23 protein-coding genes are annotated in these 22,256 nt (G+C 55.7%); 19 read left to right on the top strand and 4 right to left on the bottom strand.

Going from position 1 to position 22,256, the window contains the following annotated elements:
• Window position 1: 1 nt before the first annotated feature.
• The 3 genes from hflK to rpiA form a co-directional block, all read right to left on the bottom strand.
• Window positions 2–1,132, bottom strand: coding sequence for an FtsH protease activity modulator HflK (gene hflK, locus SHIM_RS10115; RefSeq protein WP_054002536.1), 1,131 nt, complete (start codon window positions 1,130–1,132; stop codon window positions 2–4).
• An 82-nt stretch (window positions 1,133–1,214) separates the two neighbouring features.
• On the bottom strand, window positions 1,215–2,570 hold the full coding sequence (gene gor, locus SHIM_RS10110; RefSeq protein WP_054002535.1) for a glutathione-disulfide reductase: 1,356 nt from the start codon (window positions 2,568–2,570) through the stop codon (window positions 1,215–1,217).
• A 15-nt stretch (window positions 2,571–2,585) separates the two neighbouring features.
• Window positions 2,586–3,374 carry a ribose-5-phosphate isomerase RpiA gene (rpiA, locus tag SHIM_RS10105; protein WP_054002534.1) on the bottom strand — a complete coding sequence of 263 codons (789 nt, stop codon included), beginning with the start codon at window positions 3,372–3,374 and terminating at the stop codon, window positions 2,586–2,588.
• A 209-nt stretch (window positions 3,375–3,583) separates the two neighbouring features.
• Here rpiA and SHIM_RS10100 point away from each other — a divergent pair, with 209 nt between their 5' ends.
• The gene (locus tag SHIM_RS10100; protein ID WP_054002533.1) at window positions 3,584–4,282 is read left to right on the top strand and encodes a glutathione S-transferase family protein; all 699 of its coding nucleotides are present in this window, start codon (window positions 3,584–3,586) and stop codon (window positions 4,280–4,282) included.
• Complete coding sequence (locus tag SHIM_RS10095) at window positions 4,283–5,656, top strand: L-serine ammonia-lyase (RefSeq protein ID WP_054002532.1); 1,374 nt, start codon at window positions 4,283–4,285, stop codon at window positions 5,654–5,656.
• A 54-nt stretch (window positions 5,657–5,710) separates the two neighbouring features.
• On the opposite strand, the gene SHIM_RS10090 is transcribed toward SHIM_RS10095, so the two are convergent.
• Window positions 5,711–6,544, bottom strand: a complete 834-nt coding sequence (locus SHIM_RS10090) for a lytic transglycosylase domain-containing protein (RefSeq protein ID WP_152926513.1) — start codon at window positions 6,542–6,544, stop codon at window positions 5,711–5,713.
• Window positions 6,545–6,887: 343 nt separating this feature from the next.
• Here SHIM_RS10090 and SHIM_RS10085 point away from each other — a divergent pair, with 343 nt between their 5' ends.
• From SHIM_RS10085 to ttcA, 17 genes are all read left to right on the top strand, one after another.
• A complete protein-coding gene (locus SHIM_RS10085) occupies window positions 6,888–7,076 on the top strand; it encodes a hypothetical protein (RefSeq protein WP_054002530.1) in 189 nt (62 codons plus the stop codon).
• Window positions 7,077–7,353: 277 nt separating this feature from the next.
• Window positions 7,354–7,539, top strand: coding sequence for a Flp family type IVb pilin (locus tag SHIM_RS10080; protein ID WP_054002531.1), 186 nt, complete (start codon window positions 7,354–7,356; stop codon window positions 7,537–7,539).
• A 289-nt stretch (window positions 7,540–7,828) separates the two neighbouring features.
• Window positions 7,829–8,017 (top strand): hypothetical protein, encoded by a 189-nt coding sequence (locus SHIM_RS10075; RefSeq protein ID WP_054002530.1) that lies wholly within the window; start codon window positions 7,829–7,831, stop codon window positions 8,015–8,017.
• A gap of 527 nt (window positions 8,018–8,544) precedes the next feature.
• The gene (gene cpaB, locus SHIM_RS10065) at window positions 8,545–9,399 is read left to right on the top strand and encodes a Flp pilus assembly protein CpaB (protein WP_054002528.1); all 855 of its coding nucleotides are present in this window, start codon (window positions 8,545–8,547) and stop codon (window positions 9,397–9,399) included.
• Window positions 9,400–9,624: 225 nt separating this feature from the next.
• On the top strand, window positions 9,625–11,022 hold the full coding sequence (locus SHIM_RS10060) for a type II and III secretion system protein family protein (RefSeq protein WP_054002930.1): 1,398 nt from the start codon (window positions 9,625–9,627) through the stop codon (window positions 11,020–11,022).
• A gap of 12 nt (window positions 11,023–11,034) precedes the next feature.
• Complete coding sequence (locus SHIM_RS10055) at window positions 11,035–11,688, top strand: OmpA family protein (RefSeq protein WP_082358357.1); 654 nt, start codon at window positions 11,035–11,037, stop codon at window positions 11,686–11,688.
• Window positions 11,689–11,974: 286 nt separating this feature from the next.
• Window positions 11,975–13,222: an AAA family ATPase gene (locus SHIM_RS10050; RefSeq protein ID WP_054002527.1), complete on the top strand. Its 1,248-nt coding sequence runs from the start codon at window positions 11,975–11,977 to the stop codon at window positions 13,220–13,222.
• 15 nt (window positions 13,223–13,237) lie between these two features.
• A complete protein-coding gene (locus tag SHIM_RS10045) occupies window positions 13,238–14,716 on the top strand; it encodes a CpaF family protein (protein WP_054002526.1) in 1,479 nt (492 codons plus the stop codon).
• A 5-nt stretch (window positions 14,717–14,721) separates the two neighbouring features.
• The gene (locus SHIM_RS10040; protein WP_054002525.1) at window positions 14,722–15,690 is read left to right on the top strand and encodes a type II secretion system F family protein; all 969 of its coding nucleotides are present in this window, start codon (window positions 14,722–14,724) and stop codon (window positions 15,688–15,690) included.
• A 13-nt stretch (window positions 15,691–15,703) separates the two neighbouring features.
• The gene (locus tag SHIM_RS10035; protein ID WP_054002524.1) at window positions 15,704–16,684 is read left to right on the top strand and encodes a type II secretion system F family protein; all 981 of its coding nucleotides are present in this window, start codon (window positions 15,704–15,706) and stop codon (window positions 16,682–16,684) included.
• 147 nt (window positions 16,685–16,831) lie between these two features.
• Window positions 16,832–17,263 carry a tetratricopeptide repeat protein gene (locus tag SHIM_RS10030; RefSeq protein WP_342585514.1) on the top strand — a complete coding sequence of 144 codons (432 nt, stop codon included), beginning with the start codon at window positions 16,832–16,834 and terminating at the stop codon, window positions 17,261–17,263.
• Between the two features lie 26 nt (window positions 17,264–17,289).
• Window positions 17,290–18,138, top strand: coding sequence for a tetratricopeptide repeat protein (locus SHIM_RS10025; RefSeq protein ID WP_054002523.1), 849 nt, complete (start codon window positions 17,290–17,292; stop codon window positions 18,136–18,138).
• A gap of 7 nt (window positions 18,139–18,145) precedes the next feature.
• Window positions 18,146–18,679, top strand: coding sequence for an A24 family peptidase (locus SHIM_RS10020; protein ID WP_054002522.1), 534 nt, complete (start codon window positions 18,146–18,148; stop codon window positions 18,677–18,679).
• A gap of 117 nt (window positions 18,680–18,796) precedes the next feature.
• Window positions 18,797–20,104, top strand: a complete 1,308-nt coding sequence (locus SHIM_RS10015) for an ATPase (protein WP_054002927.1) — start codon at window positions 18,797–18,799, stop codon at window positions 20,102–20,104.
• Between the two features lie 60 nt (window positions 20,105–20,164).
• Window positions 20,165–20,401 (top strand): membrane protein insertion efficiency factor YidD, encoded by a 237-nt coding sequence (gene yidD / locus SHIM_RS19985; protein ID WP_082358356.1) that lies wholly within the window; start codon window positions 20,165–20,167, stop codon window positions 20,399–20,401.
• An 87-nt stretch (window positions 20,402–20,488) separates the two neighbouring features.
• Window positions 20,489–20,989: a hypothetical protein gene (locus SHIM_RS10010; protein ID WP_054002521.1), complete on the top strand. Its 501-nt coding sequence runs from the start codon at window positions 20,489–20,491 to the stop codon at window positions 20,987–20,989.
• 353 nt (window positions 20,990–21,342) lie between these two features.
• The gene (gene ttcA, locus SHIM_RS10000; RefSeq protein WP_054002519.1) at window positions 21,343–22,212 is read left to right on the top strand and encodes a tRNA 2-thiocytidine(32) synthetase TtcA; all 870 of its coding nucleotides are present in this window, start codon (window positions 21,343–21,345) and stop codon (window positions 22,210–22,212) included.
• Window positions 22,213–22,256: the final 44 nt, after the last annotated feature.

The following is a 22,256-nucleotide window of genomic DNA, read 5'->3' as shown; positions in this document are numbered from 1 at the left end:
CTTATTTCTCCCCTTTGCGTAGTTCATTCAGCGGAAGATAAGGCACAACGCCCTGACCGCCAGCTTGTTCGTCGATGATCACCTTGTCGATGTCACCAAGAACCTGTTCCATGGTTTCCAGATACAGACGCTTGCGTGTCACTTCCGGGGCCTTCTGGTATTCTTCCAGAACCGCGCTAAAGCGACTGGCTTCACCTTCCGCCTCGTTCACGACACGCGCACGATACGCTTCGGCTTCTTCGAGGATTTGCGCAGCTTCACCACGCGCACCAGCCAGCTTGCGGTTGGCATAGGCATCCGCTTGCTTCTCAAGACGGTCACGCTCCTGCGATGCAGACTGCACTTCGCGGAAAGCGTCTTTTACCTGCTCGGGGGGATCGGCACCGTCAAAGTTCACTCGGACGATGTTCACGCCGGAATTATAGCTATCCATTGTCGACTGGATCAGTTCCAACATCCGATCGGTGATCACACCACGGTCACGGTTGAGCACTGGCGCGAGTTCAGATTGCGCCATGATTTCGCGCATGGCCGATTCTGACACCGCGCGGATCGTTTCACGCGGATCACGCAAGTTGAACAGGAACTGCGCCGGATCGTTGATATTCCAGACCACCTGAAAATCGATGTCGACGATGTTCTCGTCGCCGGTCAGCATCAAGCCGTCGGTTGATCCCGAGCGCGATGGAATATCTTCGATCTGTTCGGTTGTGACTGGCACGACTTCTGCACTGACCACTGGCCAGGGCGCAAAGTTCAGACCGGGACCGCCAGTCGAGGAATATTTCCCCAAGAACAGCTCAACCGATTTTTCTTCCGGTTTGACGGTGTAAAAACTTGCCATGCCCCAAAGCACAGCCGCCACACCCAGGCCCAGTACAACAGTGCCGCGGTTCAGAGCGGGACCGCCTTGACCACCACCTTGACCGCTTCCGGTGCCGCCACCATCACCGCCGCGTCCGCCCATAAGCACACGCAACTGGTCTTGACCCTTTTTCATCAGGTCATCGATATCGGGGATTTGCGGACCATCACCTTCGGGCGGGCGTTGCCCGTTCCCGTTGTTGCCGCGATTACCGCCGCCTTGGTTGCCGCCGCCCCCACCCCAGGGGCCGCCGTTGTTTCCTGCCATTCGGGATCTTCCCTTTCATCAAACTTTTTGGCGTCCCCTTAAATCTGAGGGTTACGCCAGAAAAATCAAGCCATCAGCCGAGTCACGCTGTGCGCACCGGCTCCTTCATCGTCACGAGTTCCTCGGACATTGTCGGATGCACCGCCACTGTCCGGTCAAAGTCTTCCTTGGTCGCGCCCATCTTTACGGCGATGCCCGCCAGCTGAATCATTTCGCCCGCGCCAGGCGCCACAATATGACAACCCAACACTTTGCGCGATGCCTGACTTACGATCAGTTTCATCAGCACGCGCTCCGCACGTCCGGCAAAGCTCTGCTGCATCGGCTTAAAGCTGGTTGCATAGACTTCAATCGGCTCAAGCTCCCGCGCCTCTTCCTCCCCCAGTCCAACAGTGCCCATTTCGGGCTGCGTAAAGATTGCGGTCGGGATCAAGTCGTGATCCACCGGCGTTGGATTTCCTTTAAAAACGGTCTCGACGAAAGCCATGCCTTCTCGGATGGCCACAGGTGTCAGGTTGACCCGATCGGTCACATCACCAATCGCATAGATCGAGGGCACGCCCGTCTGGCTGTACTCATCCACAACGATCTCGCCTTTGCGGCCAAGCTCGACGCCCAGCGCCTCAAGCCCCATGTCGTCGGTGTTGGGCGCGCGCCCCGTGGCAAACATTACCTGATCAAACAGGCGTTCGTCGCCATTGGTGGCTTTTACCCAAATCTTGTCGCCTTCTTTGCGCATCTCAAGAATGTTGGTGCCGCAATGCAAATCAACACCGCGTTGGCACATTTCCTCGGCGACCAGACCACGCGCTTCGTCATCAAAGCCACGCAGAACTTGCGCACCGCGATAGTACTGCGTGGTCTTCACACCAAGACCATTCATGATGCCTGCAAATTCACAGGCGATATAGCCACCGCCGATGATCAACATATCCTTCGGCAGTGTCTCCAGGTGGAAAATCTCATTAGACGAAATTCCGAGTTCAGCACCCGGCATGTCTGGCCACACCGGTCGTCCGCCCATCGCCAACAGGATATGCTTGGCAGTCTTCTTGCTGCCATCAGCAAGTTCAACCGTATGCGCATCCGCCATCTTGGCGCGTTGATCAAACGTCTCAACACCGTTGTTCTTCAGCAGATTGCGGTAGATGCCTTCCAAACGATCCAACTCGGCATGCAACTTGACTTTGAAGCTTCCCCAATTGAAATCACCGGCCTGAATGTCCCAGCCATAGGCCTGCGCATCCTCGACCATGCCCGCGTATTCACTGGCAAACACCATCAGTTTTTTGGGCACACAGCCACGGATCACACAGGTTCCGCCATAGCGGTCTTCCTCAGCCAAGGCCACTTTTGCGCCGCCAGCCGCCGCAACGCGGGCAGCCCGTACACCACCGGACCCACCGCCGATGACAAAAAGATCGTAATCAAACGACATGTTGTTCGTATTCCCCTAGTCCACCAGATCGGTGAACAAATTATCTGTTTCGGCGAAATCAAGCATCGCCTCCTCGATTGTGCCGGCGTTGATGTCGCGTACTTCGACGCGTCCATCGCCATAGCCGACAACCACAGCGTCACAGATATCGATAAACAGACCGTTTTCAACCACACCCGGCATTTGATTGAGTACCATGGCAAGCTGGCGAGCATCGCCAATGCGGTTCAAATGCAGGTCCAGAATGTGGTTGCCCTCGTCGGTCACAAACGGCGAAACACCGTTCATCCGCAACGTCGTCGTACGCCCCAGAACGTCCATACTGACAAGGGTTTCCTCAATCAGCGCCTGTGTCGTCTGCCACCCAAAGGGCACGACCTCTACGGGCAAAGGAAAACTGCCGAGCGTTTCGACTTCTTTGCCGATGTCCGCGATCACCACCATTTGATCAGACGCGGTCGCCACGATCTTTTCTTGCAACAATGCGCCACCGCCGCCTTTGATCAGGTTCAGGTCCGCGTCGAACTCGTCCGCACCGTCAATGGTCACATCCAACCACTTGGCTTCATCAAGGCTCACCACCTCAATGCCCACTTCCCGCGCCAACTGCGCGGTTCGGGTCGAGGTCGGCACACCTTTGATGCGCAGGCCTTGGTCGCGCACCATCTCACCCAGACAGCGCACCAGCCATGCAGCGGTAGACCCGGTTCCAAGACCGACACGCATCCCGTCCTCGACATAATCCGTGGCCTGTTTCGCGGCCACGAATTTTGCCTTGTCGATGGGCGACAGTTCTCCGGTCATTGCGGCGACTCCTCGTTGCTTTTGAACGGTTATAAGAAAGAAGCTGCCTTGGGGCGAGAGCAGATTGCCAAAACTTGCGCATTTCACGCCGCAACGGCGTTTAAGCGCCGCTTTACACACGGCCTTGCAACCTCTGCCAGTGCGTGTTTCCAATCGGAAACGTCGCAATCTGACGTCTGTCCACCACCCTGATCCATCATAGTGACCTCATGACGAAACCGCTGCGCCTTCACTACGCCCCGGACAATGCGTCCCTGATCGTGCGCCTCGCGCTCGAGGAACTCGGCGTGCCTTATGAAACCGTGCTGGTTGACCGCCGTACGGCTGCACATTACTCGCCACCATTCCGTGCCATCAATCTGGCTGGGAAAATTCCCGCTCTGGAAACACCTGACGGACCTATTTTTGAGACCGCCGCAATCTTGTTGTGGCTGGCGGACGCCTACAAAGGACTGGCACCTGTGCCCGATACTCGCGAACGTGCCGCTTTTGTCAGCTGGCTGTTTTACCTGTCCAATACAATGCATGCCAATCTGCGAATGACGTTCTATCCCGACCAATACATCGCCGAAATCCACCGCGCCGCGCTTGTTGTCGGCGTTCGCAAAAACCTCAACACGGCCCTAGCCCTGCTTGATGATCTCGCAGGTGCCGGACACACGTGGATCAACGCCACCACGCCCAGCGCGCTCGACCTCTATTTAGGAGCGATGCTGCGCTGGATGGCCCTTTATCCCAAAGGTGACACGGCATGGTTCACTCTTTCGGACTGGCCCAGCCTAACGATACTTGCATCCAAGCTCGACGTCCGCCCATCGACGGCAGCCCTGCGCACAGCCGAAGGTATGGCAGCCAACCCGTTCACCGCTCCTAAGCCCCCAACCCCACCCGAAGGATCCGCTCTCTAAATGTTTCTCTCAGTCTTTGATATGTTCAAGGTGGGCGTTGGCCCTTCTTCGTCTCACACGATGGGCCCTATGGTGGCGGCAGCCAGATTCCTTGATTTGCTGCGCGCGGCCCCGTTTGAGTTCCACGGTCTGCGGGCCTCACTGCATGGCTCTCTGGCGTTCACAGGAATTGGCCACGCCACGGACCGCGCCACGATACTGGGGCTCGCCGGCTTCCTGCCGGATACATATGACCACGCCAAAGCCGAAATCGCGCTGGCAAACATCCGCGACAGCGGCCACCTTCAACCCGACGGCCTGCCCCGCCTACAATTTGACCCCCGCGAGGACCTCAAGTTTGACTTCGGCCCCAATCTTGCGGGTCACGCCAATGGTATGATCCTGATGGCCACCGATGCACAAGGGGACGTGCTTCTGCAGGAAACCTTCTATTCTATCGGCGGCGGCTTCGTGATGACCGAAGAAGAGTTGACCTCTGGCAAAGACACAGACGAAGGCGCCCCGGTACCCTACCCCTTCAAATCTTCAGCCGAAATGCTCCAGATGGCGCAGACATCCGGCAAAACCATCGCCCAGATGAAACATGCCAACGAGAGCGCTCGCGGAGGCGTGGACAACCTAACCAAGGGCTGTGCCCGCATTTGGCAGGTGATGAACGATTGCATTGATCGCGGCCTTACCACCGACGGTACTTTGCCTGGCGGTTTGAACGTCAAACGCCGCGCCAAATCAATCCACAATGCCCTTCAGGCCGAACGCGGTATGAACCTCAACGCCCCCCACACAATAAACGACTGGATGAGTGCCTACGCCATGGCGGTCAACGAAGAGAACGCCGCCGGCGGCCAAGTTGTCACCGCGCCCACCAATGGCGCGGCAGGGGTGCTGCCCGCTGTGATCCGCTATTGGCTGGACCATGTGCCCGGTGCCACCGCCTCCAGAATCGACGAATTTCTCCTGACGTCTGCCGCGATCGGAGGCTTGGTCAAATTCAACGCGTCGATTTCGGGAGCGGAGGCCGGATGCCAAGCCGAAGTGGGTTCCGCCGCGGCCATGGCTGCCGCAGGGCTTTGCGCGGTTATGGGGGGCACAGTTCAACAAGTCGAAAACGCCGCCGAGATTGCGCTGGAACACCACCTTGGTATGACCTGCGATCCGGTCAAAGGCTTGGTGCAAGTGCCCTGTATCGAACGCAACGGCCTCGGCGCGATCAAGGCCGTCTCGGCCGCCTCGCTGGCCTTGCGTGGCGACGGCACACATTTGGTGCCACTGGATTCGGTGATCGAAACCATGCGCCAAACCGGCGCCGACATGCATGAGAAATACAAAGAGACGTCACTCGGTGGGCTGGCCGTGAACGTGCCAAACTGCTGATCGCCGGCTCTTCGCCATGGAGTAAAGCACCCCCAGCGCCTCAAATAACAAGTTTCAGGGCCGCGCGAACACGCAGCCATCCGTGATCAACTGCGGAGGCGTCACACACAACGCCTTTGCCACCTGAAAGGCCGCCAGCACCTTAGGCACATAATCCCGCGTCTCCGCATAGGGCGGAACGCCATCGTGGGCGGGAATCGCATTCTCGCCAGCATTGTAAGCGGCAAGAACCAGCACCGGATCGCGTTCGAATTCATCCATTAAAAAGTCCAGAAACCGCACGCCACCGGTGATGTTGTCTTTGGCCTCCATGACATCCGTCACCCCAAACCTGTCGGCTGTCGCAGGCATCAACTGCATTAAACCCTGTGCACCAGCGCCGCTAACGGCGTCGGTCTGTCCGCTGGATTCCACCGAAATAACCGCCAACGCCAATGCTGGTGACACGTCCGTGCCAATCGTGGCCAACAATATGTCTGTTCCGTAAGTGTCGATCACCTGCCGCAACGCATCCAAACGCGGTGTCCGAACCCCCTGACCACTGGGGGCGTTACCCAAAGCAATCAGCGCCGTTTCAAGTCGCCCCGGCCCAGTCGCGCTCAAAGCAGGCGACACTTTGGCCCAAAACCACGGAAATGACCCAACAGCCGAGCTGGCCTCGGCAACAGCCGCGTCGCCGTCTTCGGGTACATCATCATATACCGGAGCAACAGCCTGCGGTTCAATTTGCACAGTAATACGCTTGGCTTGACCGGCCTTCGGCGGCTTGACCCTCTTGGCGTTGAAATCAGGAAACGGCTTGGGGGCCTCGGCAAGCGCGGCCATATCGCTACTCAGCAAGGCGCACAGAAAAACAAAACACACCAAACCCGTGCGCAAAATCGCCATACCCTCACCTCTTCCCGCCTGTTTGGGCCAACTATCGCAAAATATGCGCGCCCGAACCAGTTTTTGGACCGCCATCTGTTCAAAAAGACCCCAGATTGTATGCCCTTTGCAACGTTGCACGTAAGAAACTGCAAAAATTTGGAAGTTTTTATCATTTAGTTACAGACAATTAGCTTCAAAAAGTGGGAAAAATTGTCATGTTCCAAAATCGAACCAGTTGCGCCCAAATCCCGCCCTAATCCGCCGACATATTGCTCCCATACCAAGTCGAACTGGCGAGAGAGAGACGCCACTAAGGTTTGATAAGGTCGATTAACAAACTGATCCTTTGGAGGGACACACGATGACTAAATTTTTCAAAAACTTCCGCAAAGACGAAGCTGGCGCCGTAACTGTTGACTGGGTTGTTCTGACCGCAGCCGTAGTTGGCCTGGCTGTTGCAGCTTACTCCGCAATCGAAACCAACACCAACGCTCTGGCCGGTGCCGCTGCTGGTGCGATTGCTGCAGAAGACGACCTGACTACTCCGTAAGATCGGACGTCAAAGCTATCAGATTTAGGGCTGCTCTTTTTAGAGCGGCCTTTTTTCGTTATGACTGTGTCTGACTTGTTGTGGACCTACCCGCTGCTCAGTCCAGCTGCATAAATTTTCCGAAAAATTCGATTCGAAGTGTCGCCTCATTCCGGCCACAAAGCCCAATTGTCGCCCCATTCTTGAGTGAAAAAAACCCTGGACCGAGGGTCGTTGTGACTCCTTGGATTTAACCCTGGGTGGGGCCAGTGCCCCGCGAAATCTAAAAGGACACAGAATGAAACTTTTTAATCTCTTCCGCAAAGACGAAGCTGGCGCAGTCACCGTCGACTGGGTTGTTCTGACCGCAGCTGTTGTAGGCTTGGCGATCGCCGCATACTCGGCAATCGAAACCAACACACAAAGCCTTGCAAACGCCGCAGCAGGCGCAATCTCTGCCGAAGATGACCTGACTACTCCATAAGTCAAAAACCCAAGGGGACGCATTGCCAAAACTGTCATGCGTCCCCTACGCGGCGACCGATCCAATAGCCATGAGCCCGTATCGCTTTAACGCGATGATCCGCAGCTAAGCTCGGATACCGCCGCCATAGCAGGGCGAGAAAAAAGATCTGAAAAAGCTCTGAACGCGCCAAAATCCTGCCCTATTCAACGGACATATTGCCTTCATACCAAGTCGAACTGGCGAGAGAGAGACGCCACTAAGGTTTGACAGGGTGAAGTAATAAACTGATCCTTTGGAGGGACATTCGATGACCAAATTTTTCAAAAACTTTCGCAAAGACGAAGCTGGCGCCGTAACTGTTGACTGGGTTGTTCTGACCGCAGCCGTAGTTGGCCTGGCTGTTGCAGCTTATTCCGCAATCGAAACCAACACCAACGCTCTGGCCGGTGCCGCTGCTGGTGCGATTGCTGCAGAAGACGACCTGACCACTCCGTAAGATCGGATGCATGGCAAAATCAAAAAGGGCCGGCCGCCAAAGTGTCGGCCCTTTTTGGGTTATTCAACCGACATTCAAGCAATGCAGTCGCACGATTTATGCGTCGATTTCATGACTGGGTGTCAAGCTAGTAGGTGTCTCTTGTGAAATCCTTTTTGTCTAGATTTAAGCGCAACGAATCCGGTGCCGTCACCGTTGATTGGGTTGTTTTAACGGCGGCCTTGGTTGGCTTGGCAATCGGCGTCACGACTCTGATCACAAACAGCACAACCGATCTTTCCGACTCCGCAGCCACCGCAATTGGCGACCGCGCAACACCCTGACGGACCCGACAAATCCGTGCAGGCTCTGGCGGTCCTTGTTCACCAGCAACATATGCGCTGATCGTTTCCGAAAATGCAGGAAACAATCACCAATGCCGTGCATTTGCTCCCTATTGTTGCCACATTGGCGGTCCACAGTGCGTTTGAATCACCCCTTGTGCCGGCCATATTGGTCACCGCACATTTGAAATGAGGTCACATATCATGCGCGCAATCTTCGCAGTTATTCTCTTGGTCGGCCTTGGCATTGCCGGGGCGGCCGTTTACATGGCCCAAAGTTACATCAAAGGCATTGAAGCCGCGCAGTCCAAGGGGCAAGCCGAGTCCATTGAACTTGTCGAAGGCTATGTAACAAAGCACGCCATGGGTTACGGCGCGCCGCTGACCAAACAAGATCTTCGTCGGGTCAAATGGCCGAAAAACGCAATGCCGGACGGCATGTTCACATCCGTCGACGCGATTTTCCCGCCCAACACTGATCGCGAACGCGTCATGTTGCGCAGCATGGAAAAAGGGGAACTTCTGATCGCCGCCAAGGTGACAGAACCCGGACAGCATGCCGGCATCACGTCCCGCCTGAAAACCGGACAGCGTGCGTTCACCATCAAGGTCGACGCCACCTCCGGTGTTTCCGGCTTCCTGCGTCCAGGGGATCGTGTTGACGTTCTTTGGACCGGCTCCCCCGGCGCAAAACGCGGCCGCGGTGAAATCACCAAGCTGATTGACGCAAATGTTCAGATCGTAGCGATTGACCAATCAACCAACCAAGAAGAAGAGGCTGGACGTGTGGCCCGCACAGTGACCGTTGCCGGCACCTTGCGGCAGGTCGCAGGCTTGGAACTGGCACAGCAAACCGGGCGATTGTCGCTGACCCTTGTTGGCGCGACCGACGACACGGTGTCCGCCTCGGTTGAAATCGACCAGAAAGAGCTGCTCGGCATCATTCAGGAAGAAGAGGTCGTTCAGGAAGTTGCTGAGATGGAGCAGGAACGTGTCTGCACCATCACCAACAACAAAGGCACCGAGAAAATCAAAATTGTGATCCCCTGCACAAATTGACCCTTTTCGGACCTGCGCGCGCTCTAGATTGTGCGAACGGGTCAACCAAACAATCGACCAAAGGCGCCTTCGGGCGCCTTTTCCATGTATTTATGTGACATCCTTCCCACATTCAAAGATCACTGGAAGCCATTGATTCTTGCAAAATTTCCGGAACTGGCGCACAGTGAGTTCAAGAGTGGACAAAAGATCCACATACCGAGGCGTGATCGAGAGGCAGGTCACATGACATATCTAAGTTTTCTAAAGGCGGCCCTGCTGGGCTTTGCCGTAGGGGTTGTGCCATTGGCATCAGCTCCCGTTCAAGCGGACACATTGCGCGTCGTGCGCAGCGGCACATCGTCAACACTTGGTGTTCCGATGAACCGCGCTGTTGTGGTCGAAAGCGACGTACCATTCGCGGAACTTTCCATCGCGAACCCGGCCATCGCTGACATTTCATCGTTGTCGGAACGCACGATCTATGTGCTTGGCAAATCCCCCGGACGCACCACGCTTACGTTGCTTGATGGCAGCGGCAAGCTTATCACCAATGTCGAGGTCAGCGTCGCGCCGGATATCTCCGAATTCAAAGAGCGCCTGCAGCAGATCCTGCCAGGTGAAAAGATCGAAGTGCGCACAGCCAACGACGGCGTTGTCCTGTCTGGCATCGTGTCTTCGATCCACAAACAGCAACGCGCGTTGGATCTGGCCGAACGCTATGCGCCAGAACGCGTATCTAACTTGTTGGTGGTGGGCGGCATCCAGCAGGTCATGCTCAAGGTGCGGTTCGCAGAAATGCAACGCAGCGTGGCCAAATCATTGGGCGCCGGCCTCAGTCTGTCAGATGGTAACAGCGGCATCGCGACAGGCGGCTTTTTGCGTGAACTCAATGCCGATGGCAGCGTGCCTTTGGCGGCCGAGTCAACCGGCGGTGCCATTTTCCGCTTCACTTCTGGCTCCTTCTCGGTTGGAATTTTGCTCGAAGCTCTTGAATCCAAAGGCGTTGTTCGCACTCTGGCGGAACCAAACCTGACGGCACTTTCCGGTCAAGAGGCCAAATTCCTCGCAGGCGGCGAATACCCAATCCCCGTGGCGCAGGACGGTGGCGAAATCTCCATTGAATTCAAACCCTTTGGTGTTGAAATGAGTTTCGTCCCGCGGGTTGTGGATGGCGATTTGATCAATCTTGAGCTTCAAGCCGCCGTGTCCTCTCCGGACTCCTCAAACAGCTTTATCAGCAGTGACCTAGAAGTTGTTGGCTTCAAGCGTCGGGAAACCTCTACAACCGTGGAACTCCGTGATGGTGAAAGCTTTGCCATCGCTGGCCTGTTGCAGGACGACTTTTCTGACGGCAACTCCCAAGTGCCTTGGCTCGGCGATGTGCCTGTACTGGGTGCCTTGTTCCGCAGCGCCAATTTCCAGCGGTCGCAATCGGAACTGGTGATCATCGTCACGGCCCACCTCGTGACGCCAACATCCGGCGAGGCGCTGGCTTTGCCCACGGACCGTGTGAAACCACCAACCGAGCAGGAACTCTTCCTGTTTGGTCACGTCACCGGTGGTGAGAAAAGGCAAAAAGGCGCCGTGGGCGAAGTCGCGAAACAAGACTTCTCCGGTTCCTATGGCTACGTGATGGACTAAGGGAGCAAAACAATGATCAAGAAACTTGCCGCCCTCGCCCTTTTGTTTGTCACCGCCTGTTCGGACGGCGATGGGTCTTATGCCCCTTCGTTCTTCCGAGAAGCAGGCGCCGTGATCGACACCGACAGCTTTGGCGCCGCGGTCAACAACAACATCGGCATTCACAACGGCGAACGCAGCTATGTGCTCTCATTGGCCACCCGTTTCTCCGAAGAGGTCAACAGCACGATCAACTTCGAGTTCGACAGTGCCAAAATTGATGTTCAATCCCGTGCGGTTCTGAACGAACAAGCCAACTGGATTCGCCAATTCCCCGAAGTACGCTTCCGGGTTTACGGCCATACAGATGCGGTTGGCAGTGCCGGATACAACAAATCACTCGGCCTGCGTCGCGCACGTGCTGCGGTAAACTATCTGGTCTCGCAGGGTGTGGAACGCAGCCGACTTGAGGCCGTGGTCTCGCTTGGCAAAACCCAGCCGCTGATTGTGACTCAGGGCCGCGAACGCAAAAATCGCCGCACTGTGACAGAGGTCACCGGCTTTGTGTCGCGCCACCCCACCGTGCTGGACGGTAAGTACGCGCAAATCATCTATCGTGACTACGTCGGAAGCGCCGTGCCCGTCACGGGTCTCTCAGGCCTCACTTCCGATGGCGACGACGGGTAAACCGAACAAATTCAGTACCTTAAAGGCCAATCGCCCCGCGATTGGCCTTTTTTGATTCGGAAACGGTCTGCGAAATTCTCTCTTATCGTCGCAAAATTCCGCACAATTTCGGCTTTTTGGCCCCAATGTTGCCCAACTTGCAGGTGATTTTCTCAATAACGGGAAAAGTACGCGCATCAGAGTCGCCTGTACCAATTCCAAAAGCACGGTGGGGGACCAAATAGCCTTTTGCGCTAGGTGTCCTACAAAAAATACGCGGAAACCGCGAATAAGGAACTAGAGGCTGATGTCGAGTAACGAGCCGATTCAGACAGAACCAAGTCCAATCCTGGCATGCACCATTTGCCGGGACGTTCAGAACTTCGAACTTCTGATTGTGGACATGGAAGAAGCTCTTGGTGAGCAATGGGGCGACCTCGGGTTTGAGGACGCTATTCCCTTTATGGCGCAGCCAGACGCGCATCACCTTGAATTCATTGCCCTCGCCATCGACGACATGGACGAAGACGGTCTCGACGTTCTGACTGAAATCATCACCGAAGCCCGCAACCGCAACATCCGCATCCTGCTTATTGCCGAAGACGTGACGCCGGCCTCGCTGCACCACTTGCTGCGCCACGGCGCCGATGAATTCATTCCCTATCCGATCCCCCCCGGCGAACTTCAGGCCGCAATCGACAAGATCCGCTCGGCCCCGGTCGAGGCCGAAGTTGAGCAACCTCAGCCAACGGTTAAACTTGCGGCCACAGGCGAATCCCGCGAAGGCGTTGTGATAGCTGTGCACGGCTTGGCCGGCGGTACTGGCGCGACCACGCTTGCCGTGAACTTGGCTTGGGAACTCGCCAACATCGACAAAAAGAAAGCCCCTTCCGTCTGCGTGCTCGACCTTGACCTGCAGTTTGGCACGGTGTCCACGTATCTGGATCTGCCGCGCATTGAGGCCGTCTTTGAACTGATCACCGACACCGACAGCATGGACAGCGACAGCTTTGGCCAGGCCTTGCAGACCTATGAGGAAAAGCTGCACGTGTTGACCGCGCCTTCTGATGTCATTCCGCTCGATTTGATCGGACCCGAAGATGTGGAGCGCATCATAGACATGGCACGTCGCCACTATGACTACGTGATTGTGGACATGCCCAGCACGCTGGTTCAGTGGTCCGAGGTGGTCTTGCAAGCCGCACATGTCTATTTCGCCACGATGGAAATCGACATGCGTTCGGCGCAGAACGCCATGCGTATCAAACGCGCCTTTCAGGCCGAAGACTTACCATTTGAAAAGCTGCGGTATGTTATGAACCGCGCGCCAAAGTTCACCGATCTCGCCGGCAAAAGCCGCGTGAAGCGGTTGGCCGAAAGCCTCGGAATTTCAATCGACATTCATCTTCCGGATGGATCGCGTCAGATCATGCAAGCGGCCGACCATGGTCAGCCGCTGGCTGTCGGCGCCGCCAAAAATCCACTCCGCAAAGAAATCGCCAAACTCGCCAAAAGCCTGCACGAGTTGGACCAATCCGACGATCAGGCAGCGTGAACGGGAGCTAATTAAATGTTTTCACGGTACAAAAAACCCGATGCTGGCAAGCCAGCGGCCTCAAGTAAGGTTTCAAAGGCCGCTACCCCGGCCCCCAAACAGGCGCCCAAAACGCCAACGGCTGCGCCGCGGCCCGATGCCGTGTCTGAGGAAAGCAAGGTTATGCGCCGTCCCGTGGCGGTCAAAGCCGCCGCAGCCGCGTCCGGCGACAAGGAACGCCGTCGCAAGGAGCGCCTTGGTGAGATCAAGCTTGAGCTGCACCGCGAACTTTTGGACAACCTGAACCTTGCCGCCCTTGATAAGGCGACCGAAAAAGACCTCCGCGCTGAAATCGGTTCGATCGCGACCGAAGTGCTGCAGGAAAAAGCCATCGTTCTAAACCGCGAAGAACGCTCAAACCTGTTTCAGGAACTTTATGACGAGGTTACCGGCCTCGGCCCATTGGAAACCCTGCTGCAAGACGACACCGTGAACGACATTCTGGTCAACGGTCCGAAACAGATTTTCGTCGAGCGAGACGGCAAATTGCAGCTGAGCGATATCGTCTTCAAAGATGAAAAGCATCTGATGCGCATCATCGACAAAATTGTATCCGCCGTGGGTCGTCGCGTCGATGAATCCAACCCATATGTGGATGCCCGTCTTCAAGACGGATCGCGTTTCAACGCCATGGTTCCACCCGTCGCGGTGGACGGATCGCTGGTGTCCATTCGTAAGTTTAAAAAGGACAAGCTGGGCATTGATGATCTGGTGCGCTTCGGGGCTTTCTCCGAAGAAATGGCCGCCTTCTTGCAAGCTGCCGTGTCCACTCGCCTGAACGTGATTGTGTCGGGCGGTACCGGTTCTGGTAAAACCACAACGCTCAACGCGCTCAGCTCCTTTATTGATGACGCCGAACGCATCCTGACCATCGAGGATACTGCGGAACTTCAACTGCAACAGACCCACGTCGGCCGCATGGAAAGCCGCCCGCCCAATGTTGAAGGCAAAGGCGAAGTCTCCCCACGCGACTGTTTGAAAAACGCCCTGCGTATGCGCCCGGACCGCATTATCGTGGGCGAGACGCGTGGCGAAGAAGTGATCGACATGCTGCAGGCCATGAACACCGGTCACGACGGCTCGATGACGACAATCCACGCCAACAACGCGCGCGACGGGATTTCCCGACTGGAAAACATGATTGCGATGGCCGGTATCGAAATGCCGCTCAAGGCTGTGCGCTCGCAGATTTCCTCGGCTGTGAACCTGATTGTACAGGCGTCACGCCTGCAAGACGGGTCGCGTCGTATGACCTCGATCACCGAAATCACTGGCATGGAAGGCGACGTGATCTCCATGCAGGAACTGTTCCGCTTTCAGCGCACCGGCCTGACGCCAGACAACAAAATTATCGGGCACTACACCGCCACCGGTGTGCGCTCGCACTATTCCGAACGTTTCCGCCTGTGGGGCTATGACCTGCCGGCGGCCATTTATGAACCGACCGCGGAGTAAGACCTATGCCATTTTCTCCCGAACTTCTTGTCTATGGTGCTATTTTCGTTGGGGTATTCTTCCTCGTCGAGGGCGTCTACCTGACCGTTTTCGGCAAATCCATCAGTCTCAACAGCCGCGTCAATCGCCGCCTCGAGATGATGGACAAAGGTGCGCGCCGCGAAGAGGTGCTTGATCAACTCCGCAAAGAGATGAGCCAGCACTCCGAAAACAGAACCATTCCGCTTTACTCAATTCTGGCGGACAAAGCGCAGAAGGCTGCCATCGCCTTTACGCCACAGCAGCTGATGTTGATGATGCTGGGTATGTCTGTGTTTGCCTTTGCCGGCTTGTCGATTGGTACCAGCACCAGCCTGGCTGTACGCAGCGGAATCGCAGTGATGGTGGGTGTTGGCGGCGTTTACACTTGGGTTTCTATGAAAGCCGGGAAGCGAATCTCCCTCATAGAAGAACAACTGCCTGACGCCATCGAACTGATGGTGCGCTCCCTGCGCGTCGGCCATCCATTTTCCTCGGCAATTCAGATCGTTTCCAAGGAGATCGAAGATCCCTTGGCCACCGAATTTGGCGTGATTGCCGACGAAAATGCCTATGGCCGCGATATGGGCGAGGCGCTCAAGGACATGTCTGATCGTCTGGACATGCAAGACATGCGCTTCCTCGCGATGGCGGTGACGATCCAGCAGCAAGCCGGTGGTAACTTGGCCGAGATCCTTGCGGGTCTGTCAAAAGTGATCCGCGCCCGCTTTCGTCTGTTCCGTCGTGTGAAAGCCATCACTGCCGAGGCGAAGTGGTCCGGCAAGTTTCTGTCCGCGTTCCCGATTGGCGCATTGATTGTCATCAACGTGATGGACCCGAATTATTACGACGAAGTGAAAACCCACGAACTGTTCATTCCTGGCTGTATCGCCGTCGGGATGTTCCTTGCCGTCAACCTGTTTGTGATGCGCGTGCTCACCAACATCAAAGTCTGAGGAGACCACCGAAATGACCACGATGGAAGCCCTCGTCCTAATGCTCACTGAAATGTTGGGGCCAAATGGTCCGATGATTGCAGTTGGTGTGATTGTTGCTTTTGTGGCGCTGGCGGCTGTGCCGCTGATCCTCACGCGTCAGGATGACCCGATCGAAAAGCTGAAACGTGCGCAGTCTGGCGGCAACGACCAAGTCGTCGACAAAAAAGAAAAACTTCGCCGCAAATCAGCCAACGCCAAGCTCGACAAATACAAAGCCTTCCTTGAACCGCAGGATGCCGAAGAACTGTCCTCTGTGCAACTCAAACTGATGCAGGCTGGTTATCCTTCCCGCGACGCAGTGCGCGCCTTTCACCTCGCCCAGATGGTGCTGGGCATTGGCGGGCTGATCGCAGGGGTGGCCTATTTCGTGATGGTCAAACAGACCGACGCGTCGACCACCAAAGACATGCTGATGTGGACACTCGGTCCCGGTGCTGCCGGCTATATGCTGCCTAAATATTGGGTCACCCGCCGCGTCGAAGCCCGCAAGGAAGAAATCACAGCTGGCTTCCCCGACAGCCTCGACATGATGCTGGTTTGCGTTGAAGCCGGCCAATCACTTGATCAGGCCATCGTGCGTGTTGCCGAGGAATTGCGTCCCTCTCACCCCGCACTTGCGCATGAGTTTCAGATCGTGGCGCACGAAATGAAGGCGGGCAAAGAGAAATCACAAGTGCTGTCTGACATGGGCGAACGGTGTGGCGTCCAGGACGTGTCGTCATTCACCACCGTTTTGGTTCAATCGGCCACTTTCGGTACGTCGATTGCCGACGCGCTGCGGGTTTACGCTAGTGAAATGCGTGACAAACGTGTGATGCGCGCCGAAGAGGCCGCAAACAAGTTGCCAACCAAAATGACGCTTGCCACAATGATGCTCACAGTGCCGCCGCTGTTGATCATTCTGGTGTCTCCATCCATCATCGGGATCATGAACTTCGGTGCACCCCAATAACCGATTGAATATGCCATGATCCGGGCCACCGCCCTTCTGATGACGATATGCTTTTTCCTGGCCGCCTGTATCACGGGCGGCCAGAGTGTTTCTCCTGACAGCCCCTTCGCCCCCCCTGTCGACACAGCCAAAGACGCCGTAGATCCAGTGATTGTCGGTTGGCGGCTGATGGAGGCAGGCGAATACGAATTGGCTTTGCAGACCTTTTATCGGGCGGCAAATGCCCATGGCCCCACGCCAGAAATTCTGGCCGCGGCGGGTACAGCTAACCTTGGACTTGGCCGATTGGGGCAGGCCGAAGATCTTTTGCGTCAATCTCTGGACAAACAACCCAAACACGCGGAAACATGGAATAATCTCGGAATTGTCCTTATGGAAAAGGGCGCGCTGCCAGAAGCGGAACTGGTTCTGAAAAAAGCATATGCGCTGGACAATGGCGAAAGTGACGCAATTCGTGATAATTTACGCTTAGTACTCGCAAAAGCTGAAAATCCTGCTTATGATGACAAAAAAATACAAGAATATAAATTGGTGCGTCGGGGAAGCAGCGACTATTTGATCCGACAGACGCCAGAATGAGGTTGAAGCAGTAAAGGACGCACACTATGCGCCATCCTTTGATCGGGACAATTTGTCTTGCAGGGACTCTGGTCCTGTCAGCGTGCGCTGACAAGGAACAGGAAAATGTTGAACGCGCCCTTCAGGACGTGAATGCCGTAGACGGTGCCAATCTTTCGGATGTGATGCTCACTGTCGCAGACCCGAACGAAGGCGTGATCTATTTCCAGCGCACTCTCCAAGAATCCCCTGACCGCGTCGATATCCAGCGCGGCCTTGCGATTTCATTTGTGCGCGCAAAACGGTTCACCGAGGCCGTGCCTGCCTGGCAACGTGTGGTCAAACACGCAGACAGCACGCCAAGCGACAAGGTTGATCTCGCGGATGCCCAAATTCGCGCGGGTCAGTGGAAAGAGGCCGAAAGCACTTTGGACGCGGTTCCGCCAACGCATGAAACCTTCAAACGCTACCGTCTCGAAGCGATGATTGCCGACGTCAATCAGGAATGGAAAAAGGCCGACAGCTTTTATGAAACAGCCGTGGGTTTGACCACCCGCCCGGCTGGCGTCATGAACAACTGGGGCTATTCCAAGCTGACCCGTGGAAACTATGCCGAAGCCGAACGCCTGTTTGGTGAAGCCATCCGTCAGGACAGCACGCTTTTCACCGCCAAAAACAATATGGTTCTGGCCCGTGGCGCCCAACGCAACTACACGCTTCCGGTTGTGCCAATGGTTCAGACTGAGCGCGCACAATTGCTGCACACGCTGGCGCTTTCGGCGATCAAACAAGGTGATACCGAAACCGGCAAAGCCCTGCTACGCGATGCAATTTCCACCCACCCACAACACTTTGAGGCCGCAGTAAGAGCGCTGCGCGCACTCGAAAACACCTGACGTTGGTATGATGCACATCCCGGCCACCACGGCATTCTGGTTTCTTTTGCCAGTGCTGCCGATTTGTGTGCACATATTTTTTGTGGACATGAAATACAAAAAGATCAGCAACCGCATCGTCTGGGTTCTGTTCCTTGTTTTTGTGATCTTTGGTCTGCTCCTGCTGCCATTTGAAGACTTCCTTTGGCGCTTTGCAAACTACGGCGTTGTTTTCGTCGTGGGCCTCTTGATGTGGATGCTGCGTCAGGTTGGCGCCGGCGATGTAAAGCTCGCCGCAGTTATGGCGCTGTTCATCGACCCCGCCGATGCGGGCGTGGTGATGTGGATTGCCTTCGCGGCCATCCTCGGCGCCACTGCAGCAACGCTCTTGGCGCGCTGGACCCCGCTCAAACGTATGGCCCCTGACTGGGCTGCATGGCGTAGCCCCGACAAAGACGACCCCAACACAGTGGGGGGCGGAACGCAATTTACCGTCCCTATGGGCACCGGTCTTGGCTTGATGCTGTGCGCCTATCTGATCCGCGCCGTGATGACCGGGTAATCAGCGCCCACATTCCCTACCGCTGGCCACAACCGGCCCCAAAATCGCCCATTTTGCATTGTTTAAGGTTTGGAAACACAGAAGGGCCAATATGGCCTGAACTTGGAGTTTTCGACGATGAACATGCAGACCGGCAACGTCATGGCCCCGCCCCCACCCAAACGGCTGGAGGACATGAAGCTTCCCGTGGTGATGATGCGGGATATCATGCTCAAAACCATGTTCCGCAAAAACATCGACATGGTGTCTGATGTTGCACGTGCCATCTGCCTGCCAACGGCGGTTACTCAGGAACTTATCGATATGGGCCGCGAGCAGCGCCTGCTCGAGGCAACCGGTACGCTCAATGCCAACAGCGGCAATGAAATGGGCTATCAGCTGACCGACGTCGGCAAAGCCCGCGCACTGGATGCACTGGCACAATCCGAATATTTCGGCGCCATGCCGGTTCCGCTGGATGTGTATCGCGAACAAATCAAACGTCAGTCGATCCGCAACATTCAAATCACGCGCGACCAGTTGACGAACGCCATGGGACATTTGATCCTGCCACCATCACTACTTGGCGAACTTGGACCAGCTGTCAGCTCCGGTCGTTCGATCCTGATGTATGGCCCGCCCGGCAACGGCAAGTCCTCGATCTCCAACGGCATCCGCGACGCAATGGGTGACAAGGTCTATGTGCCCCACGCCATCGAATATGCCGGTCAGGTTATCACGGTGTACGATCCCATCGTGCACTCGGCCGCCGAGGGTGACACGCAAGACGCCGGCAGCCTGCGCCGCACCGCACGTTTTGACAGCCGCTATGTGAAATGTGACCGCCCCACTGTGATCACCGGTGGTGAATTGTCACTTTCGATGCTTGATCTGGTCTACAACCCGACGGCCCGCACCTATCAGGCACCGCTGCAGCTGAAATCCACCGGCGGCATCTTCATCGTTGACGATTTGGGACGTCAGGAAGAACCCCCGCAGTCTCTGGTGAACCGCTGGATTGTTCCGCTAGAAGAAAGCAAAGACATCCTCGCCCTGCAATCGGGCGAAAAATTCGAGGTGCCGTTTGACACGCTGGTGATTTTTTCCACCAACTTCCACCCGAACGAAATCTTTGACCAAGCGGCGCTTCGCCGGATTTTCTACAAGATTAAAATCGACGGCCCAAGTCAGGAAAACTTCCTGAAAATTTTCGCCCTCGTGGCCAAGAAAAAAGGCCTGCCATTGAATGAGCCCGCGCTCATTCACCTGTTGAAAAACAAATACCCAACGATCGATAACATCTATGCCAACTATCAGCCGGTTTTCCTCATCGACCAGATGATCGCGATCTGCGAATTCGAGGGCATCCCCTATCAGATGACTCCCGATCTGATCGACCGCGCATGGGCAAACATGTTCGTCAAAGACGAACACATCGTGAAATAACACCAGCGGGGCCATGGTCCCGCTCTTCTCATTTCATTTCCACGTCCCTAAATAGGCGTCATGACACCGCTCGCCCACATCGCCGCCCTGCCGGTCCGACTTTATCGCCTGCTGTTCAGCCCTTGGGTGGGATTTAACTGTCGGTACCAGCCCACTTGCTCCGCCTATGCTCTGGAAGCATTGGAAAAGCATGGTGCGGTAAAAGGCAGTTGGCTCACTCTGCGCCGCATTGGCCGCTGCCATCCCCTAGGGGGAAGCGGATATGATCCCGTGCCGGACTCCAAGGACGAGCCGTGAGCGCATCCAAAGGCATTGCCAAACTGGACAGCGCCACCGCCGGGCTCTAGCGTCAGGATATTCAATCTAGGTATCCGGAGTTTTATTATGCGCATTATGTCCCACGTCTTTGCAGCCGCCTTGACCTTAACTGCCCTCCCTGCCGCCGCCGAAAAATTTGTCGGGTACGGCGCCATCGAAGGGTGGAATGTCTATGTCGATACCGAAAAAGGCACCTGCATGATCGAGGCCAAGGACGATCTGGACAACGTGGTTCAGATGGGTCTGACAGAGGAGCGCGACGTGGCCTATATCGGCGTATTCACCAAAGCCAAAACCAAAATCAAGCGCGGTTCCAAGGAAGAAGTGGCCATCCTTATCGGACCCAACCTCTATTGGGGCGAGGCAACTGGCATGCGTGGCAATATCACCAAAGGGTATAGCGGCGGCTACGTTCTCACCAATGATCCCCAAGTGATTGAAGACATCGCCAAAGAATATGTCATGACCGTATTTCCCGAGAAAGAATACGCCTTCTCTGTGAATTTGGCAGGCACCTACAAGGCAATAGAACTGGCCCGTCAGTGCAACGATGACCAACTGAACTAAACGTCGCAGTCCAATCAGCCCGGACAATTTCAGAACCGCAGCCTTGCTGCGGTTCTTTTCGTTCGCGCCAAACGATGGGTCCGAACAATCGCCGATTCTGGCCCGTTTTTGCTTCCCAAGCCGCGCCAACGATGCATCGCGCACCCAATTTGTTGGCGAATTTCCACAAACCGGGCCGAATTCGGCGGAGATTCACATCTTTTTGGCACCGCCGGACAATCCAATGTGCCGCAAAATTAAATAAATTCCGCCCAAACAGCAGACACATTACGGCCGTGCGCGGCTCTAAACGTTAATCCAACCAATCCGGGTCGCCGATTGACCACAAGTAAAGAAGTCACGTAAGCCAAGCCATGATTGATGATCTTGATGATATTCACCCACTTTTTCACGGCGCCCCAACTTCGACCTCTTTCAAGAAATTGCGCAAACGCATTGTTCGCCAAACACGTGAGGCCATCGAACAGTATGGCATGATCCAGCGCGGGACCCGCTGGCTCGTCTGCCTTTCAGGCGGCAAAGACAGCTACACCCTGCTCGCAGTGCTGCACGAACTCAAATGGCGTGGACTTTTACCCGTCGAATTGCTCGCTTGTAACCTGGATCAGGGTCAACCCCACTTTCCAGCCACAGTTTTGCCAGAGTTTTTGGAGCAAATGGGAGTCGAGCATCGAATCGAATACCAGGACACCTATTCAATTGTTAAAGACAAAGTACCAGCAGGACGCACCTATTGCGCGCTGTGCTCCCGTTTGCGGCGAGGAAACCTTTACAGGATCGCACGCGAAGAAGGGTGTTCCGCAGTGGTTCTTGGCCATCACCGCGACGATATTCTCGAGACGTTTTTCATGAATCTGTTTCACGGTGGGCGACTCGCCACGATGCCTCCAAAATTGGTTAACGAAGAGGGCGACCTCTTTGTCTACCGCCCCCTCGCCCACGTCGCCGAGGAGGACTGCGAAAAGTTCTCTAAGTCCATGAATTACCCAATTATTCCTTGTGACCTTTGCGGGTCTCAGGACGGCTTGCAACGCCAGCAAGTCAAACAAATTCTCGACCAATGGGAGCGCAACAACCCCGGACGCCGCCAAGTCATGTTCCGTGCGCTCACCAACATCCGCCCCTCACACATGCTCGACCCTAAACTCTTCGATTTTTCCGGCCTCTTAACAGAACCGTTCAAATTTGAAGAAAAGGACGAGGATGTACCCGTGTTCCGTTAACCTCAGGATGAGGAAACTCACGTAGTTTCGTCGTCACAAATATT

Origin of the sequence: Shimia sp. SK013 (assembly GCF_001292625.1) — a bacterium.
GTDB lineage: Bacteria > Pseudomonadota > Alphaproteobacteria > Rhodobacterales > Rhodobacteraceae > Shimia.
Note: the sequence above shows the minus strand (reverse complement) of the source record. Positions and strands in the feature narration are given on the sequence as shown.